The sequence below is a fragment of the Photobacterium sp. DNB22_13_2 genome (assembly GCF_052873915.1).
Genome location: NZ_JBNNXU010000203.1, coordinates 1 through 253 on the forward strand (window position 1 = coordinate 1; position 253 = coordinate 253).

1 protein-coding gene is annotated in these 253 nt (G+C 61.3%); it reads left to right on the forward strand.

Annotated elements, in window-relative coordinates; all coding sequences use genetic code 11:
- Window positions 1-58: 58 nt before the first annotated feature.
- The coding region (locus ACVA58_RS28370; protein WP_446513567.1) for a hypothetical protein at window positions 59-253 on the forward strand (195 nt) is incomplete at its 3' end.

The following is a 253-nucleotide window of genomic DNA, read 5'->3' on the forward strand; positions in this document are numbered from 1 at the left end:
GGGTTTTTCTAGACTGACCCTTCATCGAACAGACACATACAAAAAAGGGAGGGGAACGATGGACCTGAGCCACATCCTGTCGCACACCGAGCGCGGCACGCAGGAACTGCAGACGCGTAGCGGGCAAGTGACGCATCGCCAGCGTGCGATTCTGTTGTTGGTCAATGGCGAGCGCACGGCGGCCGAGATCCTGGCGCAGTTGAACAGCGCCGGCCTGGATATGGACGACCTCGCGCGCCTGCTTGCTGACGGC